We start from the raw sequence: 18,983 nt of genomic DNA, 5'->3' as shown, positions 1-18,983 counted from the left end.
AGGTTATTGCTGTCTTTAAAGAGTATTGTCAAAAGCTAGATTAAGGCCGGAGAGATTACAAAAAAATTTTAGGGACGTTATCTAATGCAGTCCCAGGAAATAAGTCTATTTTCCGGGGGGACTGAACTCAGGCAAACGGTTAATATTCAACCCGTTATTATTTGATTTCAGAGTCTTCCAGTATTTTTTCGGCTTGGCTGGCACGCTGTTTTTGTATTGCAGCTCGGTATTGAGGGTATTTGTTGCCGAGTATTGTAGTGGCTAAAACAGCAGAATTGATCGCGCCAGCTTTCCCGACAGCAAGCGTACCAACAGGAATTCCTGCCGGCATTTGTACTATAGATAAAAGAGCATCGAGACCATTGGTAAATGTTGATGAAGGCATGGGAACACCCAATACTGGTAATAGGGTTTTGCTGCAATAACACCTGGTAAGTGTGCGGCACCGCCGGCAGCGGCAATTATAACTTCGATCCCTTTTGTTCAGCTGATTGGATATAGGTAAATAATGCATCGGGAGTACGATGTGCCGAAAGTACTCGCACTTCGTGAGGAACATCAAGTTTTTCCAGCATGAGACTGGCTTCTTCCATAATTGACCAATCTGATTTTGATCCCATTAAAATAGATACTAGTGCATTCGACATAATAATCCCTGGTTAGTTATTTCAATCAATGTACAATGCTACAAGAAAATTAATGCTATAATGGCAATCCCTTAAACACCTGATGCCTCTCTTAGAGAAAACGAGATGTTTGCTGGAGAGTTTATAGCAGAATGAGTGAGAGTCAACCAATAACTGCAAACTGATATAGAAAATCCGCAAGAAAGCTGTTAAGTAGAGGATTTGTGGGTTGGATTTTGAAGATAATAGTTTTAAAAGGGGGCGGCGTCTGCTTTATTTTTTGCAAGTCGACGAGTAATATTATAGCCAAATATCACAAGGTTAGAGATATACGATTTAATGATGGACTTCAATAAGCACCTAATACTTGATCCAAGCGAAACCAGTCAATTAGGAAAAGAAAAAGTTGTTATAATAATTCCTACTTATAATGAAATGTTCGTTATTAAGAACACCATTATGCAAGTATTTGCTGCTGTGGAATCAATTGAGAATTTTGATGTTCATATCTTGATTTTTGATAGCAACTCGACTGATAAGACTCAAAAAATTGTAAGTGCTTTACAGGATGACTACCCTAAATTGCATCTAAAAACAGAGCAGGAAAAATCTGGTCTGGGCTCAGCTTATTTACAAGCAATGAGATATGCTTTAACGGCAATGAATGCCGATATTATCTTTGAGTTTGATGCAGATCTTTCTCATCAACCTAAGTACATCAAACCTATTCTAGGAAAAATAAAAATTTTGATGTTGTGGTTGGTAGTCGTTATGTACGAGGGGGGAGTATTCCAAAAAATTGGGAATGGCATCGTAAGGTATTTTCTGTACTGGGTAATTATGTTGCAAGAACGGTGCTGACTCAAAAATATAAAGATTTCACCAGTGGTTTTCGGGCAACACGTCGACAAAGTTTGATTAACATACTCCCTCAACGTTTTCTTTCTAATCATTATGCTTATAAACTACAACTGCTTTGGTTGTTGCACAAAAATAAAGCTAAAATTTGTGAATATCCTATAGAATTTATTGATAGAGAAAACGGGGAAAGTAAATTACCTAAGAACAGCATTATCGATGCTTTACGTGTTGTTTTTACCTTACGGTATTATGAGCTTAAACGTTATTTAAAAATGTGTTTGGTTGGTTTGATGGGCATGACAGTTCAATTTGTTGCTTATAATTTATTTCGCAAATACCTGCCGGCTTTTAACGCATCACAGCTTGCTGTACTAGCGGCGATTATCCATAATTTTATTTTAAATCGTAACTTTACCTTTAAGAACAGTTTGAAACTCAGCAAGTTTTTTGAAGTAAGGCGCCTGCTTGGATTTGGGCTTTATTCAGTGGTTATGATTTATCTGCAGAGCTATTGGCTAAGACTTGGAATCAGTTATTTAGGTAGTGGTTTTTGCGTGAGAATCTCATTATTGCCGTTGGTATCGGCTTGGCTTCTTTCATAAATTATTTTACCTATTCCCGTCATGTATGGCCTGAACCTAAAGTACCTCAATCGTGACGTGCTAGATGATAGTAAGACAAGGGCAACTTGATTAGGTGATAATTATCAGGTACTGGTTCTGTTTTCAAGGTAAGATAGAATTCTTTGCCAGCTTGTGTAGTTACACTAATCATCGAGTTACGCGCAAGGTAGGCTCCGGTATACCATTTATAATAAAGAGCGGGGCTGACTGATATGATTTCATCATTTTTGCAATAATTTATTAGGTAATTGAGATCTTCTAGCATAGCCTTATGACGATTAAATCCGGAGGCAAGATTCAAGAGCATAGCAATACAAGCGACAAAAATCAGGCAACTCAAGCTTGTAAGCGTCTTAAAAAGCCAAGGTTTACTTTTGCAATAATCAGCAATGGTTTGAACAGACTCAAAACAGAAATACATCATTGCAAGGGTAAAAAAGGGTGCTGATTGCATGATATAGTTCAGTGCTTGTCGATGACTTACCCCAACTGGCAGTGATGAAGCCAATGACAATGTGAAAAACAACCAAATTCTTTTTTCCCGCATACTGGATTTAAATTTTTTAACAAGACCTTGCCTATCAATTTTTGTTGAAATAGCCAACGATAAAAGAGCAAAAATGGTCACCAAGCGGTAAGGCTTGTAGAAAAGGACAACGATATGTAAGTGGTTTAAGCCAACGTAATTTAATTCACGTGTGCCAGTAATTGAGGCCAGGAGTTGTTGGGAAAAATATTTTTTGTGTTAACTAGTGCTGCAGGCACCAATAAGTAAAAACTACTCAGTAACAGCGCTACAAGAGCGATTAAAAAATGGTTTCTTTTATACCCTTAGCGATAGCTTGTGGTTCATTGATCAATTTGTTAAGAAAAGGCACTGCAAGAGGGAAAAATGCAGTAGGTCCATTACAAAAAAAGCAATTAAAATGGCTACAGCGCTGATCAGATATTGGCAAAAGAAAGCTGATTTTGATTTTGTGTCAGCCAGTAAAACTAAACTTGCGAAGGTAGTGAATAAGGTAAGGGTGCTTTCCAGCATATTGTTGGTATAGATATGATTTAAAGGAATCAATAACCACAAAAACAATAATAATCCCAAGGTCAGGAAACTGGTATTTTTATTCTTTAACCAATACCAGGCAATTAAAGCAAACTGTCCTAACGCCATTAAAAATGAATAAAATCGTTCAACCCCGAAGCCCTGGCCAAAAAATTTAAAAATAAAGACTGAAAATAAAAAACTAGAGGAGGGTGTTCATAGAAGGAAGAAAAATCAGTTTGAGAGTAGTAAGGTTGCCATAAACTGCCGTAGCCGAGACTTAAATTTTTAGCGATGGCTGCGTAAATAATACCATCCATGAACATTCCCTGGCGAGTAAGAGGCAAAATGATGAACACCAACAACAGGCTTAAAGAAAAAAGCAGAGCGGGTACCAGGAGCGACTTGAATGCATGGGTTATTTCCTAATAAACATCATACAGTTCCAAAGTGTAAAAATGAGGATTAGTAGCTGGCTATTACAGCAGACTCACACTCTTCACAAGATGATTCAGTGATGTGAGTTAGCCGCAGACCTTAGCATGTGTGTAGTTTTTTGCAAGGCAATTGCTTCAATGAGGGCCTGAGCTTCGAGCTGTTGCACACGGGTTTTTAAACATTCCGGGGTGTCATTCGGTAAAACAGGACAGGCTTTCTGCAAAATAATGGGGCCCGCATCGACTTGCTCGGTGACAAAATGAACTGTGCAGCCTGTTAAGGGGGCTGCTGAGTTTAAAACAGCCTGATGTACTGCCAAATCCATAAGTCCCGCATGAGCGGGCAATAGAGAAGGATGAACATTGATGATTCGATTCTGCCAGTTTAAAACAAATGGCATAGATAAGATGCGCATATAACCCATTAAGATGACCAGATCGATATGATGCTGATGAAGTAACGAAGACAAATAATTATCAAAATCTTCTCGACTCAGACCTTCTGGATTGACAAATACCGATTTAAGACCAAAATTTTTGGCTCTTGTCAGAATTCCTGCTTCGATTTTATTACTGAGCACTAAGGCGATTGTGGCAGCAAGGGTTCCCTTATCGATTGCAGTCACAAGTGCATCGAGATTGCTGCCACGTGTTGAACCCAGGATAGCTAAGCGGATCATAAATTTCGGCGCCTTACCATATCGTCAATACGATATTGGATTAATGGTTGAGTACCAATATCCTGACGATGGAACAATGGGCCATCAATGCGAGAAATTTCATTTTCAACATGGATTTCAGCAGCAAAAATAGTATCTGCAATGCCAACATAAGCTGCTGTCCGCGCACCTGCAGCAAACATTTGGTCATCAATTTGGTTAACGGAGGCTAGGTACAAATTTCCCTGCTGCTGTATTTTACTGAAATCAACAACAAAATCTTTAATAGGATTATCTGGGTAGCCTTGAGGCACGGCGTATTTGCAAACCGTAGCTTGGGATGAAAATTTGATTTCTTTTTCGTCGAGTTTCCCATTCACCATTGCCTGGCAAATCGCCAAAAAATCTGTTTCTAAAATGGAGAGTACGTTTAGAGCCTCTGGATCACCGAAACGGGCATTAAATTCAATGACGAATATACCGTCCTTCGTTGCGATAAAACTACCGTATAAGATACCGATGTATTTTTCGTTGAATTCACGTGATAAGGCTTCAAAAACCGCCTGGTTAATAGCAAAAGCCTGGTTAATTTCATGTTCAGTTAAAAAAGGTAAGCGATGATTAGAATCTGAATAACTACCCATCCCTCCTGTATTAGGACCTTTATCTCCATCATAAGCCCGTTTATGATCTTGGACTAAAGGCATTGGAACAAGCTTTTCACCATCAGCAAAGCACATGAAGGAAAATTCTTGGCCAAGGAGTTTTTCTTCAACAATAAAGGTTTGATTTTTAGCTATAAGATCCTGACAAAAAACTTTGGCCTCAGTAAACGAGTGTAATTGTTCTCCGGCTACTTTGACGCCTTTACCGCTCATTAACCCGTTTGCTTTAATAACATAGTTGTCTTCGTCTAGTTCATGAAGAAAACTGTCAAGGGCGGCGAGACTGGAGAATTTTTGGTAGCGAGGTAAGCCGGCAATATGGTGTCGCTGCATGAGATCGCGAGCAAATTCCTTACTGGTTTCAATTTGCGCAAGCGCTTTTTTAGGGCCAATAGTTGGAATGCCTGCTTGCCATAAAATATCAGCCATGCCTTTTTCCAGTGGCGCTTCCGGACCAACAATAGCCAATTCTATTTTCCATTGCTTTGCCTGGGTTAAAACAACGGTACACGCTGTGATATCGCCTGTACAATAATCAACTGTTAATGGTTTGATAGCTGGATTAACAAAGCTGCCGTAGCAATATAGGTGTGTCTTTTGTGGTGAGCGATGGAGAGCGTTGATTATAGCGTGCTCACGTGCTCCTGAACCAATAACAAGGATCTTCATTACCTTAAGTCTCCGTTTTTCTAGTTCCAGGCGATTCATTTTTCGCTGTTGTTCAAGCTGTACCATTTTTTTTGCATTCATCGTATTGCAGAAATAATTACCATCCATACACGACATACAAGGTTGTTTAATTTGATGGTGGCCACGACGGGTTACTGCCTCAATCAGATCAGACTGAGATTGATACATTAATACATCAACACCAAGGTACTTGGCGATTTCATCGTCTGTTAAATGAGCAGCAATTAATTCCTGGCGAGAGGGTATATCAATGCCATTAAAACAGGGATTTTTAATGGCAGGTGAGGTTGAGGCAAAATAAATTTTTTAGCACCAAATTCTCTTACCATTTTTACAATTTCGCGTGAGGTGGTTCCTCGGACAATGCTGTCATCAACAATCAATACGTTTTATTTTCGATTTCAGTTCGTTGTGGTGTTAATTTATAGCGAATGTTACGCTTGCGAGTACTTTGATTAGGCATGATAAAAGTACGGCCTATGAATGGATTTTTATATAAGCCTTCCGAATACCGTACACCTAATTCATGGGCAAAAGACAACGCTGCGGTATTCGCAGTGAACGGTGCTGGAATAACAACGTCTGGCAGGAGCTCAGGGTGGTGTTTTTTCCATTGAAGAGCCAGATTTTGTCCCATTCGCAAACGCGCACGATAGACACTAACATTATTCAGAGTAGCATCTGGACGGGCAAAATAAACATATTCAAAAACGCAGGGTCGGAATTCAGCCGTTTTCACTACGCGACGATATAATTTACCTGCTTGATTAACATAGGCTACTTCACCTGGTTGAATATCTCCCTCGGGCTTAAATCCAAGTGCATAAAAAGGAGTCGTTTCCGAGGCAAAAATGATATCTTTGCTCCCATCTGATCTCGTACGTGTCCCCCCAAACAAGTGGCCGGACACCGTGGGGATCACGGAATGCAACTAATCCTTTTCCAATAACCGTACTTACAATAGAGTAGGCACCTTCGACATGATTAAAAATATAGTCTACCGCCTTGCAAAGAAGTTCAAAGAAATTATCATCATCCTCTTTTTTCTTGGTGGTTTCATGGACTAATTGGTTAGCAAACATGAGCAATAAAGCTTCGGAATCTAATGAGGAGTTAAGATGGTGATATTGTTTTAAGCGAATTTCGTCAGCCAATTCTTGGTAATTAGAGAGGTTGCCATTATGGGCAAGCGCAATGCCACGTGGACTACCAATCCACAAGGGTTGAATGTCTGAGTCAGTATAACCACCTGCTGTAGGATAGCGTGTGTGGCCGATACCTATATTTCCTTTTAGGGCAAGAACATTTTCAGAAGTAAAAATTTCTTGTACTAGTCCCAAACCACTTTGACTATAAAAACGTTGTTCGCAAGTTAGGATGCCTGCTGCGTCTTGTCCTCTATGTTGTAAATGAATAAGGCTGTCATAGAGTTCGGAAGCCACTGATTCATGACTGTAAATGCCAACTATGCCGCACATGATCTTACCTTAAGTAATGGGAAATATTTCGTTCTATGCGTTGCTCTACGGGTTCATCATAGTCACTAAAATCAAACTCTTTACCGGTAATCATTTCATAGAGCTGGATATAGCGTGCTGATAGTTCAGCGATTAATTCGCGTGGAGCCTGTGGTAAGACCTCATCGTTGTAGGGGTCACAGTGTTTGGCAAACCATAGGCGCACAAATTCTTTGTCGATATTTTCTGGTTCTAAACCTGCCGCAATACGAGCTTGATAATTAGTGGCTAGCCAATAACGACTTGAGTCGGGAGTATGAATTTCGTCAACTACCATGATATTGCCTTCCTTATCACGGCCAAATTCATATTTGGTATCGACTAGAATCAAACCATGCTTTTCAGCTCTTTCAACACCAGCTTGGTATAGCTTAAGCGCTAATGTGGAGGCAGAGGACCAGTCTTCTTCACTCATCCACCCTTCAGCAACAATCTCAGCAGCGGATATTGGTCGATCGTGATGGGCTTCTTTTGTTGTAGGAGTTAAAACAGGTTCTTGCAGTCGTTGATTTTTCTGTAAGCCTTCAGGAAACGAAAGACCACAATATTCGCGAACGCCTCGTTGGTATTGTGTCCATAATGAAGTTTCTGTAGTACCAGTAATATAGCCTCGGACGACAAATTCAATTGGAAAAACGGTACATTTTTTGGCGACAACTACATTGGGGTCAGGTACCGCAATAATATGATTTGGAACAAGATGTCTAGTTTGTGCAAACCACCAGGCGGAGGTTAGGTTTAACACAGCCCCTTTATAAGGAATCAGAGCAAGATGCCTATCAAAGGCTGTTAATCTATCGGTAGTAATTAATAGAATATGTTCTCCGAGATCATAAAAATCCCGTACTTTACCTTGATTTTTTTGGCCGAAAGGCAGATTTGTTTGGCGAAGGCAAAAAGGTAATGCTGCCTGAATTTCATCACAATAATTGGTAGTCATATTGATAGCATTCATGTGCGTATTGATTCCTAATGATGTTTGTTAACAAAATAGAGTTGATTAACTCATTGATATTGGCTGTATCACTCTTAAACTGCCATACCACACCGTAGCTAATTTTTTTACACCTTCTACGGAGTAGTGGCTTGTTAGGGTTTGTAAGGCTTGCTGCCCTATCAGATCGTCTTTTGCACGTACCAGGTAGGTTGGACTGTGCTTTTTCTCAAGTTCACCGAGGGTCGTTAATTGTTCTTTACGAGGACAATATAAAACCGCACTCTTTTTTATTTGCTCAATCATGTCTTGCGAGTCACAATCAATTTCCCAATGCACGAAACGCTGAACAATAACAGGAAAACCTAATTGCCTTAATGTTTGTTGTACCGTTAAAGCTTGATTGTCAGTGATGATTAATTTAACCAGACACTGATAACTGCCAGGAATTTTGTTAAAAGATTGTAATTCGGCAGAGGTCTTTGTTAATAGATTCCTGTTGATTGGCGTTTGTTCCTTTTTAGTTTCGATATAAGCGCGAATGGAAGTAAAAATGGGATCGCCGTGGATCGTGCGTTCAGGATGAGGCATGATTGCCATAACATTTCCCGCTTGATTGCAAATGGCAGCAATATTCTTCATAGAACCATTGGGGTTAATAGGGAAATTGTCAATTAACTCTCCCTGTTCATTACAGTATTGAAAGAGAATTAAACCCTGTTTTTCTAATTTTTCTAATAAGGCATCTGGCATAACAAAACGCCCTTCACCATGCGCAGTAGGTAAATGGAGTACATCGCTGGTGGAGAGATGAGAAGTGAAGGCATTATTCTGATAATTAGTCGCAAGTCGCAGGTTAATCCAGGCATTGTAAAAACCTGTTCCCATTATTTTACCATCAACAATTCGTTTATTATCTGTAAGTGCCAGGGTATCGTTAGTATCCAGGCCTGGCACTAAACCTGATTCAACCAGTATTTGCGCTCCATTACAGATACCTAATACAGGTTTATTCTGTTCACTTTGCCGTTTTATTTCCTGCATGAGAGGGGCTAAGGCAGCAATAATTCCAGCACGTGAGCGATCTTCGTAAGAAAAACCACCAACGAGGACATAACCATCCATGCTTTGTAGCTTTAGCAGAGACTCATTCCACAAAAATCGACTGGCTCCATGCCGGCGCGTTTTATCGCCAAGGCTGTTTCCCGTTCACAATTGGAGCCTGGAAATTGGATTAACCCTATGCGAATCATAATAGCAGCACCCTTCCGTCACCTTTTACTACATGGCCTATCTCATAAAGAGGGAAAGATGGAAAATCGAGCATGACTTCATGTACAGAACTAAGTACTTCGGGGGCTAAAAATAAAACCAAGCCCGCACCCATATTAAAAGTACGGTACATCTGGTTATCATCCAGGTTGCCGAGCCTGCGCAAAAGATTAAATAAAGGTTGCTCAGGAATTTGTTTTTGATGATTTCTACACTGCAATCAGACGGTAAAATACGAGGAATATTTTCTAATAAACCGCCGCCTGTAATATGCGCCATCCCTTTTATAGGTATGTTCTTCTCCAGAATTTTCAAAATGGGTTTAGTGTAATTCAGATGAGGGATTAACAATTCTTCACCGATGGTGTGAGTAAAATCCTGGAACCGAGATTCAACGTTATAGCCTGCGATGTCAAAAAGCAATTTTCTTGCAAGAGAATAACCATTCGTATGTAAACCACTGGAAGGAAACGCCAGAACAAGATCACCTGCACAGATGTCTTTTCCTAAAATGGCCTTATTTTTTTCAACCACGCCAGTAACGACACCAACCAGGTCAAATTCACCTGGAAGATAGGTGCCGGGCATTTCTGCTGTTTCACCGCCGATAAGAGAAATCCCTTCGTTGCGACAAGCAGAAGCAATGCCTTTGACAATTTGCTCTACAATAGGGGGTTTTAATTTATCATTCGCAATGTAGTCAAGCAAAGTGAGTGGCTTGGCTCCCATTACCAGGATGTCATTGGTTGTCGCACTGACAAGATCAATACCGATAGTGTCAAATTTCTGCATCATTTTGGCGACCATCATTTTGGTACCCACTCCGTCAATGCTTTGCACAAGTACAGGGTGAGTATAATGTTGCATGAGGAATTTCAAATCATACAAGGCGCCGAAACTGCCTAGTCCTGTTAATACTTGTGGGGAAAAAGTACTTTCCACTGCCTGCTTAATGCGATGAACAGCTTCATTACCCGCTTCTACATCAACTCCAGCCATCTTATAATCAATACTAGACATTTAGATTAACCTCTCTCTTAAGCCATTTTCCCAGGCATTGCTGGCAATGCTAATAGGCAAATTAATCACTGAATTGAAAGTCAGAACAGGAACAGCAATGGTTTCTCCAATAGCGGTATATGAAATGGGATAAGAACTAAACAATTGCTCCAATTCACTTATATTTTCTGGCGATACTTCAAGGATAAAGCCACCGCTTTCAGAGAATAATTTTTTGTCAGTAGGTAAATCACCAGGAATAAAGACATTTACACCAATTTTATTTTTAAAACTCATTTCTGCCAGTGCGACGGCTATACCTCCTTCTGAAATATCATGAGCTGATAAAATCAAACCACGCTGTATAGCTAAATAGATGGCTGCAATTTCATTGGCAAAGGAGGTTAAATCAGGTCTAGGAAGTTGACTACCAAGCTGCTGGTGAAGTTGGTAATAAACACTACCACCACATTCGTCTTTACGTTCCCCTAATAATAGCAGAATGGAACCTGGACGTTTTAAAGCATAAGTAAGTGCTTTGGAGAAATCAGGCATTGACCCGATACAACTAATAATAGGGCTGGGCGGAATAGAACCTTGTGCCGACTCATTATACAAAGACACATTGCCGGAAATAATAGGCAGACTAACCTCAGGTGTTTCTATCATTGTGACTGCCTTGCAAGCAGCGACAATTCCTCGCACTGACTCAACAAACTCGCCCATTTGGATTTGATTTTCTGGATTGCCAAAACATAAGCAATCAGTCAGTGCAAGTGGCCAAGCCCCTATTGCAACGATGTTACGTACGGATTCCAGCACGGCATTTATTGCTCCCCAGTAAGCGTCGATCTTGTTATAACGAGGGTTGTGATCGATGGATAAAGCAACACCGGTAAGACGAATTTCTTCCGGGTATTTGTCTTCGTTAAAAGGTGTCATTAGACCAGCATCAGCCCAGCCTGGTTCTATAATGGTGCGACCTTGTACCTGTTTATCGTAAGTTTCAAAAACAGTTGCACGAGAAGCGATATTTTCATGTGCCAAAAGACGCAGAAGAATTTCATTCAAGTCGTCGTTTGCAAAGGGCTCCGGTTCTATGCAGATTTGATTTTTTGCACAATAGGGGCGATCGTAGAGAATGCCTTGAGTGATATCTTTGGCTTGAGCAGAAACAATATCTTTATTTTTGTATTTAACAACATATAAGCCGTCATTTCTTAACTTACCGATAACCGTTGCCTGTGCGCCATTGCAGATTTTCAGGAAGAGCAAAACGTTCATTATAGTGAGTCAGTAACGGAGTAACTAACTTTTTGGGGACTACCCACATGAAACGTTCCTGCGTTTCAGAGCAAAGGATAACAGCAGGTAATAGATTCTCCATGCTGGTTGGCACGGAATCGAGCTCGATTTCTGCTCCATAGCCACCTGCTTCTGCTAATTCCACACTGGCGCAAGCTATCCCACCAGCGCCAAGATCCTTAAAGCCAACACGGTCAAGCATGTTTTGCTCTCGTAGCAAGGTAAAAAAGCATAATTTGCTTTAAGGAGATGACGTTGTAAAAAAGCGTTGGGTTCTTGCACTGCTCCTTTGTTTTGTTCTTCCTGTTCTGCACTGAGTGTCGCAGAGGCAAAAGCAGCGCCACCAAAGCCGCTGTTATCGGTGGGTTTTCCGATCAGGACAAAATAATAATCCTCTGCATTTGCAGGAGCATAAGAGTGGATTATTTGATCTTCACGGACTACACCTAAAGTAACAAGGGTTACCAGACAGTTTTCATTGTAAGCTTCATCGTAATACAGATCGCCAGCAAGATTAGGAATACCGAGAGGATTGGCATAACCTGCGATACCTTGGACAACTCCTTTTTGGATCCATTTCGTTTTAGCACGATTGATATCACCAAAGCGTAAGCTGTCTGCAACGGCTATCACTTCAGCACCCATGCAACAGACATCCCGAACATTGCCGCCTACCCCTGTTGCTGCGCCTTCAAAAGGAACTAGTTGTGAAGGATGATTATGTGATTCATGACTGACGACAATACCGTAACGTAGACCCTGATGATCGGTAGCTACAGCGACAATACCAGCATCTTCTTTAGGGCCGAGAATGACATGGGGGGCTGTTGTAACCAATTGATTCAGATACTTACGGCTGCTTTTGTATGAGCAATGTTCAGAACCCTGTATTGACCATAATACACATTCGGCGTAGGTTGGGGGGCGCTTTAACAAGCTGTTCTGAATAGTGAGTGCTTCCTCAACGGTCAAGCGTAGATTAAATTGCTGCAGCAAACGAGCGATTTCCTCTGGGGATAATCGAGAAAAATCAAAGCAATCAGGCGTTTCTTGCATTTGCAGGCGCTAACCATCAAGCTAAAATGTGCCCCATACCATAGCGAGATTTTAGAAGAAAAGCAAACTTTTAATTTTGTATTTTTTAATAATTTCAGTTGGTTATACGAAAACAGTACATCCTTTCTTTACTAATTTGGGTAGCCAATCGGGCAACAGCAGGGTTTTGTTCAGTCTCAAATCAAGCTTTTCAAGATTGCTCAATTTCTGGAGAGTGGTTGGGAGTTCGGTTAGTTGATTGGCGCGCAAATCAAGGAACCGCAGTGCTTTAAGTTGACCAATGGATTCGGGGAGATGGATTATTTGATTACTACGCAGATCCAAATCAGTAAGTTTTTTAAGATCGCCAATGCTTGCAGGAAGAGTATTTAATTGATTATTTTCCAACATTAATTTTCGTAAATTTGTTAGTTTACCGATGGATAAAGGTAGTTGTGTTAGTTGATTTTCCATTACATATAATTCTTTCAATTTTACTAAGTTGCCTATGGTATCAGGTAAGCTTAGAAGTTGATTCTTGTATAGACGTAATTCAATAAGATTACTTAATCCCCCCAGGGAATCGGGAAGCGAAATAAATTGATTATAGGTTAAATTTAGATAGAGGAGATTTTTTAAATTTTCAAAGGTTTTTGGTAGCGTTTGAAGTTTATTACCACCCAAATAAAGAAAACGTAGTTTGCTCAAACTACCGAGTGATTCAGGGAGTTCAGCTAATTGATTATGTTGTATATCCCAGATTTGCAAATTTTTAGCTGGGTAATATTGTCTGAAAAAGAAGCAATTTTATTAGCACTTAAATTGACTGCTTCTAAGCTTTCCATTGCAAAAAGAAGATGGTAAATCGGTTAAATGGTTATCATAGAGACTTATTTTTTTAGCCTGGTTAACTGAGAAATATTTTCAGGCAAATGTGTTATGCGGTTTTTGATCAAGATAAAGTGTTTCTAGCTGGTTGTACTCAATAATTTCCTTAGGAAAATAAATCAGATTACTATTCGTTAAATTCAATAATTTCATTGGTTAATTCTCTTACTAAATCAGCAGCCGATTTCTCTTGACATAAATAAGCTGCTTGTCCCGCCCACAGAGCCATAAAATCCGGACAATTTTGTTTTGCTGCTTCAACACGCATGCTCCTTGTTAATGCATTTTGTATTGGATAAGCAAGAATGGCGCTCTGTTGGTTTGCTAAGCGCTCGGTAAATTTGTTTCTTATACCGCGGGCAAATTTTCCTGAAAATGCCATGGTAAGTACAGTATTGTCTTTCTGACAAGTTAACAAAGCTTCTTTATATTTTGGATGAATACCTGATTCAAGACAGGTTAAAAAAGCGGTTCCCATTTGTATGCCGGCAGCTCCCAAGGTGAGCGTTTTGGCTATATGTTCACTATTCATAATACCGCCAGCGGCAATAACAGGTATTTTTACCTGGACTTTTAGTAAAGATAATAGCTCTGTAAGCTCAAGCAGAGCATCTTCTGCTTTCCCAAGGAAAGTACCACGATGACCGCCTGCTTCTTTTCCTTGTACAACCAGGATATCAATACCAGATTTTTCGAGAAGAAGAGCTTCTTCAACCGTAGTTGCGGTTCCAATTAATAAGGTATTATTTTTTAATTTGTTTACCCAATGTGGAGCAAGTACGCCGAAAGTAAAGCTGAAAATAGGTATTCTTTCATCCAAAATAACCTTCATTTGCTCCTCGAAAGAGGGAGCATACGGGGGATTTACTGGTTTAACTTCGTGCTTAAGCTCTATGCATGCCTTAGTAATCACTTTACACGCTTGTTGAATTTGTTGTTCGCTGGCTGTGGTTATTTCAGGGATGAAAAGATTTACTACGAATGGTTTATCAGTCAACGCACGGATTTTTAGAATGTTCTCTCTAAGTTCATCGGCAGTTAGATAGCCTGCACCAAGAGAACCAAGTCCTCCAGCATTACAGACAGCAGCGACTAAGGACGGTGTTGTCGCGCCTCCCGCCATTGGTGCTTGAATAAGGGGAAATTGAATACCTAATTGTTTGCCAAGTCTTGTCTGCTGCATAAATGATCTCGTTACAAAGAAAAGACTAATTAACTGTTCATTCAGATAAAAAAACTATAACAGATAGTCAAACAATGTGAAGACATGCTGGAAATACGATCTTCTTGTCGGTATGATTTTTATATTCAAGTATGAAAAGGTAATCTCATGCGTCTTAGTTTTGCTATCTCGCTCATTGCTATAACGTTGAGTGCTTACGCAAGCGATGATTTTGACCGCCAACAAATCGAACAAAGGATTAAACCGATTGGCCAGGTACGTGTGGAAGGACAAGAGCCGGCAGCTGCCTCTAATGTAAAACCTGTTAAAGCAGAAGCCAGTCCTGCCAAGACTGTTCCTGGGCAGGCTACTTATGAAAAATATTGTTCTCTTTGTCACCGTGATGGTGTGGCTGGAGCACCTAAATTTCGAGTTGCAGCTGATTGGAAACCACGGATTGAAGAAAAGAAATTGGATGGGCTGGTTGCTTCCTCTACCAAAGGATTGAATGCCATGCCGCCGAAGGGAACCTGTCAAGAATGCAGTGAAGAAGATCTTAAGCAAGCTATTCAATATATGACGTCAGAACATGAATAAAGTTACTTTTCGACAGGGGCAAATTTTGTTGGCAGGGCTAAGTTTTTTATCCTTGCATGCTCTTTTTATTTTCAATATGCCAAAGATTTGCAGCCTTGCCCTTTGTGCCTCATGCAACGCTTATGCGTTTTTTATTGTTTATATTGTCTCTAATAGGGATTTATGCAGAGCGGATTAAACTGCGTAAAATGATAGCTGTTTTGCAAATTATTTTTGCTTTTGGCGGTGTATTTTTTGCTGGCCGCCAATTGTGGTTGCAAGCCTTGCCTCCTGGTCAGGCACCGGCATGTATGCCTGATTTAGGTGTTTTGGTGCGATATTTTCCCTGGAGTGACGTTTTGCATGCTCTTTTTTGGGGGGCCGGGATTGTGCTGAGGTTAATTGGACTTGGCTTGGCCTCTCCATGCCCGCCTGGTCGGCATTTTATTTCTTATTTACGCTAGTAGCCGCTATTTTTATTATCCGTCGGTTAGAAAATTAAGTTATATTTCTACGCATATTGGTGTGCAATAAACTATTTTTATCATCGATTTGGTTGAGAAGAGGACGAGCAAATACTGGTAAATAGGAGGCCACTTAGCTATCATCGCACACCATTACAATCGATAAAATAAGTTATGACGAACAAGTTCCATTGTGAGGTTCTTAAGAATTATCCCCACAACAAAGCACGGGTTACACGTGTTAGTACTCCCCACGGTGATTTTGTAACACCGGTATTTATGCCTGTTGGGACTCGAGCTGGTGTGAATAATATGACACCGCGCGAATTACAAGAGGCAGGTAGTCAGATCATCCTGGGCGGTAATACTTATCACATGCTTTGTGCTCCTGGTATGGAAGTTATCGAGCAAGCAGGAGGGATGCATCGCTTTATGGGTTGGCAAGGACCAATGCTAACAGATAGCGGTGGTTTTCAAGTTTTTTCTTTGTCAAAGAATAAAGAGATTTGTACTATCGATGAAGAGGGTGCGCATTTCAAATTGCCAGGCACACAGCGTTTGATTCATATGACTCCCGAAATGTCTTTAGAAACACAAAAAATTATCGGTGCTGATATCATTATGGCATTTGATCAATGCACCCCGGATAATTGTTCTCGTGAAGAAGTACAGAAGATAATGGTACGTACACACCGTTGGCTTAAACAATCAATAGCCTACCATCAGCAATATCCGAATTCTCGTTATGGTGCAAGCCAGGCCTTGTTTGGTATCGTACAAGGCGGTATTTACGAAGAGCTGCGGCGTGAAAGTGCTGATTTTGTTTCTTCTATGCATACAGATGGTATTGCGATTGGTGGAGAAACAGTAGGTTTTGATATGCTAACCACTGTGGAAATAATTCGTTGGGTTAGGGAGTATCTACCTGAGAACAAGCCGCGTTATACCATGGGGGTAGGTATGTCGCCGCAAGATTTATTGGATGTTGTTGCTGAAGGGATTGATATGTTTGATTGTGTTGCACCTACACGTAATGCTCGTCACGGTGCTCTGTTTTGTGGTGAACTGCTTCCCGAAGGTAAGTGGTTAAGATTCGTTAGTAATTATGATAATGGGCGTATTCAGATTAAAAAAGCATGTTTTGCGGATGATACATCGCCAATTATGGCGGGTTGTTTCTGTTACACGTGTAGGAATCACTCGCGAGCTTTTTTACATCATCTTTCTAAGCAAAAAGCTAATTTGTTCACCGCATTGGCAAGTATACATAATATCCATGTAATGCATGATGTTTGTGCTAAAATGCGCGACTTGATACTTGCGTCATAATCTTAAAGAGATAATAGGAGACATAATGATTTTAATTTCTACTTCAAAAGGCGATATTCGTATACAGTTGGATGAAGAAAATACCCCTAAAACTGCAGAAAATTTTCGCAATTATGTTCGTAAAGGTTTTTACAATGATACGATCTTCCATCGTGTTATTGATGGTTTTATGATTCAAGGTGGTGGTTTGACTGCTGAGATGACGCAGAAATCAACCGAGGCATCGATTCCTAACGAAGCTAAATCAGCCAAAGCTAATAAGCGAGGTACTATAGCTATGGCTAGAACGATGGATCCTCATTCAGCGACTGCGCAATTTTTTATTAATGTCGCCGATAATGCGTTCTTAAATTTTAGTGGTGAGCATCCGCAAGGATATGGTTATTGCGTTTTTGGTGAAGTTATCGAAGGGATGGATGTTGTTGATGCCATTGTGAAAGTTAAAACGGGACAACGCATGGGACATGCTGATGTACCTTTGGAAGATATTGTTATTCATGAAATTAGTGAAGTTTGAATGACAAGTTGTTCAATAGGCGGTGAATTATTTTCGCCGCCGTTTGCGCAGGCTTTCTGAGTAGTCAAATTTAGGCATTTCAATGTGAAAGAAAATAGCCAGTAAACGAGCAGAGAAAATAGCAATTAATGTAATGATTACATTGATCTCCTTGGGAACATGAAAATGTGCCAGAATAATAAATAGCAAGGCTCCAGCTAAAGCAATGACTGCATACAGTTCTTTTCGCAGCACAAGCGGGATATCATTGCACAATATGTCGCGTAACATACCACCACAAATACCTGTAATCAGGCCGCTGATAATGGCGATGCTAGGAGAAAGTCCATTAGCAAGAATTTTTTGGGTACCGATAATCACAAAAGTTGACAAACCTAGTGCATCAAGTATGAGGAAAACCCTCATAATCCGAACTAAGGAATGAGCGATAAAAATAGTTAAAAAAGCACAGGCTGAAGTGTATAATAGGTACTCGGGATGAGCGACCCAAGTAAGAGGATAAGTATTAAAAAGAACGTCGCGTACGGTTCCTCCGCCGAGAGCAGTAATACAGGCAATCAGCATGACACCAAAAAATCCATTTTTTTCGACCTGCAGCGATGGCACCAGTGATTGCTTCCACACAAATGCCCATAATGAATAGGTAATGTAATAACATAATTTTGCATTGCGTCAAAAAGATGCAATCATAACACTGTTTATCTGACTGGCGAAATAGAGCGTATACGCTAGGCTTATAATAAATAACCCTTTAGAATTTTGGAGAGAGGATAATGATTGACGAGCAACCTACACCATCCAAATTTATTAATGCAGTCGATAAGGAAATGCATGACAGTATTTTACGATTAGATCAAAAGCTTAAAGGTTTGCTGGCAGAGATCCATGTAAAAAAGAAGCGATGGCTTTGGAAAAAAGTGATGAGATAATTGAGAATCGTAAAAAACATTTACTGATCTTGGAAGATGAAATCAGTCAAGCAATAGAAAGCATCAGAACACTGGTTAATATGACTGTTTCTGAGGAATTGACTGATGAAGAATTTAATGCCATGAATCAGGAAAATTTGGAATCATTACGTCAGGTTTTCGATGATAATATTGAAAAAATTACTAAACTGCAAAAGGTCTTTTAATTTTGAAAAACTGATTCTCTTAACATAATTTCCAGTAATAAAACTGCGCAGATTCCGTTATGGTAAAGGAGCCAGATAAATCGTATTTACTGGATGATTTGTTGTTTTTCTATCTTAAGTTGGAGGGTTGTTTGACCATATTTCATGGTATGAAATCATCAGTACTAAAGGATTAAACGTGATTGCTATTGTTTTGGTTTTATTCTCCTTCTTTCGTATAACTTCGTATAATGTATGCTATACGAAGTTA

Annotated in this window: 23 protein-coding genes and 4 pseudogenes; 9 read left to right on the top strand and 18 right to left on the bottom strand. The window is 40.0% G+C overall.

Going from position 1 to position 18,983, the window contains the following annotated elements; all coding sequences use genetic code 11:
- Positions 1-157: 157 nt before the first annotated feature.
- Positions 158-575: pseudogene (locus tag BN58_RS27020) on the bottom strand (5-(carboxyamino)imidazole ribonucleotide mutase).
- Between the two features lie 390 nt (positions 576-965).
- Between BN58_RS27020 and BN58_RS35275 the strand changes: the two are divergent.
- Together BN58_RS35275 and BN58_RS35270 are read left to right on the top strand one after the other, a co-directional pair.
- Entirely contained in the window at positions 966-1,487 is a 522-nt protein-coding gene (locus tag BN58_RS35275; RefSeq protein WP_232220773.1) for a glycosyltransferase, read from the top strand.
- Positions 1,481-2,089 carry a GtrA family protein gene (locus BN58_RS35270; protein WP_232220772.1) on the top strand — a complete coding sequence of 203 codons (609 nt, stop codon included), beginning with the start codon at positions 1,481-1,483 and terminating at the stop codon, positions 2,087-2,089. The genes BN58_RS35275 and BN58_RS35270 overlap by 7 nt, the downstream gene beginning before the upstream one ends.
- 46 nt (positions 2,090-2,135) lie before the next feature.
- On the opposite strand, the gene BN58_RS18290 is transcribed toward BN58_RS35270, so the two are convergent.
- From BN58_RS18290 to BN58_RS18235, 16 genes and pseudogenes are all read right to left on the bottom strand, one after another.
- Positions 2,136-2,741 carry a hypothetical protein gene (locus BN58_RS18290; RefSeq protein WP_019218070.1) on the bottom strand — a complete coding sequence of 202 codons (606 nt, stop codon included), beginning with the start codon at positions 2,739-2,741 and terminating at the stop codon, positions 2,136-2,138.
- Between the two features lie 225 nt (positions 2,742-2,966).
- On the bottom strand, positions 2,967-3,278 hold the full coding sequence (locus BN58_RS18285; protein WP_019218069.1) for a hypothetical protein: 312 nt from the start codon (positions 3,276-3,278) through the stop codon (positions 2,967-2,969).
- A complete protein-coding gene (locus BN58_RS18280) occupies positions 3,278-3,469 on the bottom strand; it encodes a hypothetical protein (protein ID WP_019218068.1) in 192 nt (63 codons plus the stop codon). Before BN58_RS18280 ends, BN58_RS18285 begins: the two co-directional genes overlap by 1 nt.
- A gap of 191 nt (positions 3,470-3,660) precedes the next feature.
- Positions 3,661-4,266 (bottom strand): phosphoribosylglycinamide formyltransferase, encoded by a 606-nt coding sequence (gene purN / locus BN58_RS18275; protein WP_019218067.1) that lies wholly within the window; start codon positions 4,264-4,266, stop codon positions 3,661-3,663.
- Positions 4,263-5,579, bottom strand: coding sequence for a phosphoribosylamine--glycine ligase (gene purD / locus BN58_RS18270; protein ID WP_026069604.1), 1,317 nt, complete (start codon positions 5,577-5,579; stop codon positions 4,263-4,265). Before purD ends, purN begins: the two co-directional genes overlap by 4 nt.
- Positions 5,580-5,621: 42 nt before the next feature.
- Positions 5,622-7,078, bottom strand: a pseudogene (purF, locus tag BN58_RS37235) (amidophosphoribosyltransferase); the annotation flags it as partial.
- A 4-nt stretch (positions 7,079-7,082) separates the two neighbouring features.
- Positions 7,083-8,072, bottom strand: a complete 990-nt coding sequence (locus BN58_RS18260) for a phosphoribosylaminoimidazolesuccinocarboxamide synthase (RefSeq protein ID WP_019218065.1) — start codon at positions 8,070-8,072, stop codon at positions 7,083-7,085.
- A gap of 45 nt (positions 8,073-8,117) precedes the next feature.
- The gene (gene purQ / locus BN58_RS27005) at positions 8,118-9,176 is read right to left on the bottom strand and encodes a phosphoribosylformylglycinamidine synthase I (protein WP_019218064.1); all 1,059 of its coding nucleotides are present in this window, start codon (positions 9,174-9,176) and stop codon (positions 8,118-8,120) included.
- An 11-nt stretch (positions 9,177-9,187) separates the two neighbouring features.
- Complete coding sequence (locus BN58_RS36555) at positions 9,188-9,304, bottom strand: phosphoribosylformylglycinamidine synthase subunit PurQ (protein WP_269570444.1); 117 nt, start codon at positions 9,302-9,304, stop codon at positions 9,188-9,190.
- Positions 9,301-9,438 carry a hypothetical protein gene (locus BN58_RS36550; protein WP_269570445.1) on the bottom strand — a complete coding sequence of 46 codons (138 nt, stop codon included), beginning with the start codon at positions 9,436-9,438 and terminating at the stop codon, positions 9,301-9,303. Before BN58_RS36550 ends, BN58_RS36555 begins: the two co-directional genes overlap by 4 nt.
- Positions 9,411-10,343 carry a phosphoribosylformylglycinamidine cyclo-ligase gene (gene purM / locus BN58_RS27000; protein ID WP_269570443.1) on the bottom strand — a complete coding sequence of 311 codons (933 nt, stop codon included), beginning with the start codon at positions 10,341-10,343 and terminating at the stop codon, positions 9,411-9,413. Before purM ends, BN58_RS36550 begins: the two co-directional genes overlap by 28 nt.
- Positions 10,344-11,597: an AIR synthase-related protein gene (locus BN58_RS35255; RefSeq protein WP_232220771.1), complete on the bottom strand. Its 1,254-nt coding sequence runs from the start codon at positions 11,595-11,597 to the stop codon at positions 10,344-10,346. It abuts the gene before it with no gap.
- Positions 11,548-11,829 (bottom strand): AIR synthase-related protein, encoded by a 282-nt coding sequence (locus BN58_RS35250; protein ID WP_232220770.1) that lies wholly within the window; start codon positions 11,827-11,829, stop codon positions 11,548-11,550. The genes BN58_RS35255 and BN58_RS35250 overlap by 50 nt, the downstream gene beginning before the upstream one ends.
- The gene (locus tag BN58_RS35245; RefSeq protein ID WP_232220769.1) at positions 11,784-12,683 is read right to left on the bottom strand and encodes an AIR synthase related protein; all 900 of its coding nucleotides are present in this window, start codon (positions 12,681-12,683) and stop codon (positions 11,784-11,786) included. Before BN58_RS35245 ends, BN58_RS35250 begins: the two co-directional genes overlap by 46 nt.
- 102 nt (positions 12,684-12,785) lie before the next feature.
- On the bottom strand, positions 12,786-13,430 hold the full coding sequence (locus BN58_RS26990) for a leucine-rich repeat domain-containing protein (protein ID WP_019218062.1): 645 nt from the start codon (positions 13,428-13,430) through the stop codon (positions 12,786-12,788).
- A gap of 247 nt (positions 13,431-13,677) precedes the next feature.
- On the bottom strand, positions 13,678-14,733 hold the full coding sequence (locus BN58_RS18235; protein WP_019218061.1) for an NAD(P)H-dependent flavin oxidoreductase: 1,056 nt from the start codon (positions 14,731-14,733) through the stop codon (positions 13,678-13,680).
- A 147-nt stretch (positions 14,734-14,880) separates the two neighbouring features.
- Here BN58_RS18235 and BN58_RS18230 point away from each other — a divergent pair, with 147 nt between their 5' ends.
- The 5 genes and pseudogenes from BN58_RS18230 to BN58_RS18215 all read left to right on the top strand — a co-directional run bounded on the left by BN58_RS18230 (position 14,881) and on the right by BN58_RS18215 (position 17,598).
- Positions 14,881-15,309: a c-type cytochrome gene (locus BN58_RS18230; protein WP_019218060.1), complete on the top strand. Its 429-nt coding sequence runs from the start codon at positions 14,881-14,883 to the stop codon at positions 15,307-15,309.
- An 87-nt stretch (positions 15,310-15,396) separates the two neighbouring features.
- Positions 15,397-15,644: pseudogene (locus tag BN58_RS37230) on the top strand (disulfide bond formation protein B); the annotation flags it as partial.
- A 68-nt stretch (positions 15,645-15,712) separates the two neighbouring features.
- On the top strand, positions 15,713-15,790 hold the full coding sequence (locus tag BN58_RS38080; protein WP_408605510.1) for a hypothetical protein: 78 nt from the start codon (positions 15,713-15,715) through the stop codon (positions 15,788-15,790).
- A 136-nt stretch (positions 15,791-15,926) separates the two neighbouring features.
- A complete protein-coding gene (tgt, locus tag BN58_RS18220; RefSeq protein ID WP_026069602.1) occupies positions 15,927-17,081 on the top strand; it encodes a tRNA guanosine(34) transglycosylase Tgt in 1,155 nt (384 codons plus the stop codon).
- Between the two features lie 25 nt (positions 17,082-17,106).
- A complete protein-coding gene (locus tag BN58_RS18215; RefSeq protein ID WP_019218058.1) occupies positions 17,107-17,598 on the top strand; it encodes a peptidylprolyl isomerase in 492 nt (163 codons plus the stop codon).
- Positions 17,599-17,625: 27 nt separating this feature from the next.
- On the opposite strand, the pseudogene BN58_RS26980 reads toward BN58_RS18215, so the two are convergent.
- A pseudogene (locus tag BN58_RS26980) lies at positions 17,626-18,256 on the bottom strand (trimeric intracellular cation channel family protein).
- Positions 18,257-18,371: 115 nt separating this feature from the next.
- Here BN58_RS26980 and BN58_RS31260 point away from each other — a divergent pair.
- Both BN58_RS31260 and BN58_RS18200 read left to right on the top strand, forming a co-directional pair.
- Positions 18,372-18,527 carry a hypothetical protein gene (locus BN58_RS31260; protein ID WP_019218057.1) on the top strand — a complete coding sequence of 52 codons (156 nt, stop codon included), beginning with the start codon at positions 18,372-18,374 and terminating at the stop codon, positions 18,525-18,527.
- The gene (locus BN58_RS18200) at positions 18,500-18,733 is read left to right on the top strand and encodes a hypothetical protein (RefSeq protein ID WP_019218056.1); all 234 of its coding nucleotides are present in this window, start codon (positions 18,500-18,502) and stop codon (positions 18,731-18,733) included. Before BN58_RS31260 ends, BN58_RS18200 begins: the two co-directional genes overlap by 28 nt.
- Positions 18,734-18,983: the final 250 nt, after the last annotated feature.

It is taken from the genome of Legionella tunisiensis, assembly GCF_000308315.1.
Taxonomy (GTDB): Bacteria; Pseudomonadota; Gammaproteobacteria; order Legionellales; family Legionellaceae; genus Tatlockia; species Tatlockia tunisiensis.
Note: the sequence above shows the minus strand (reverse complement) of the source record. Positions and strands in the feature narration are given on the sequence as shown.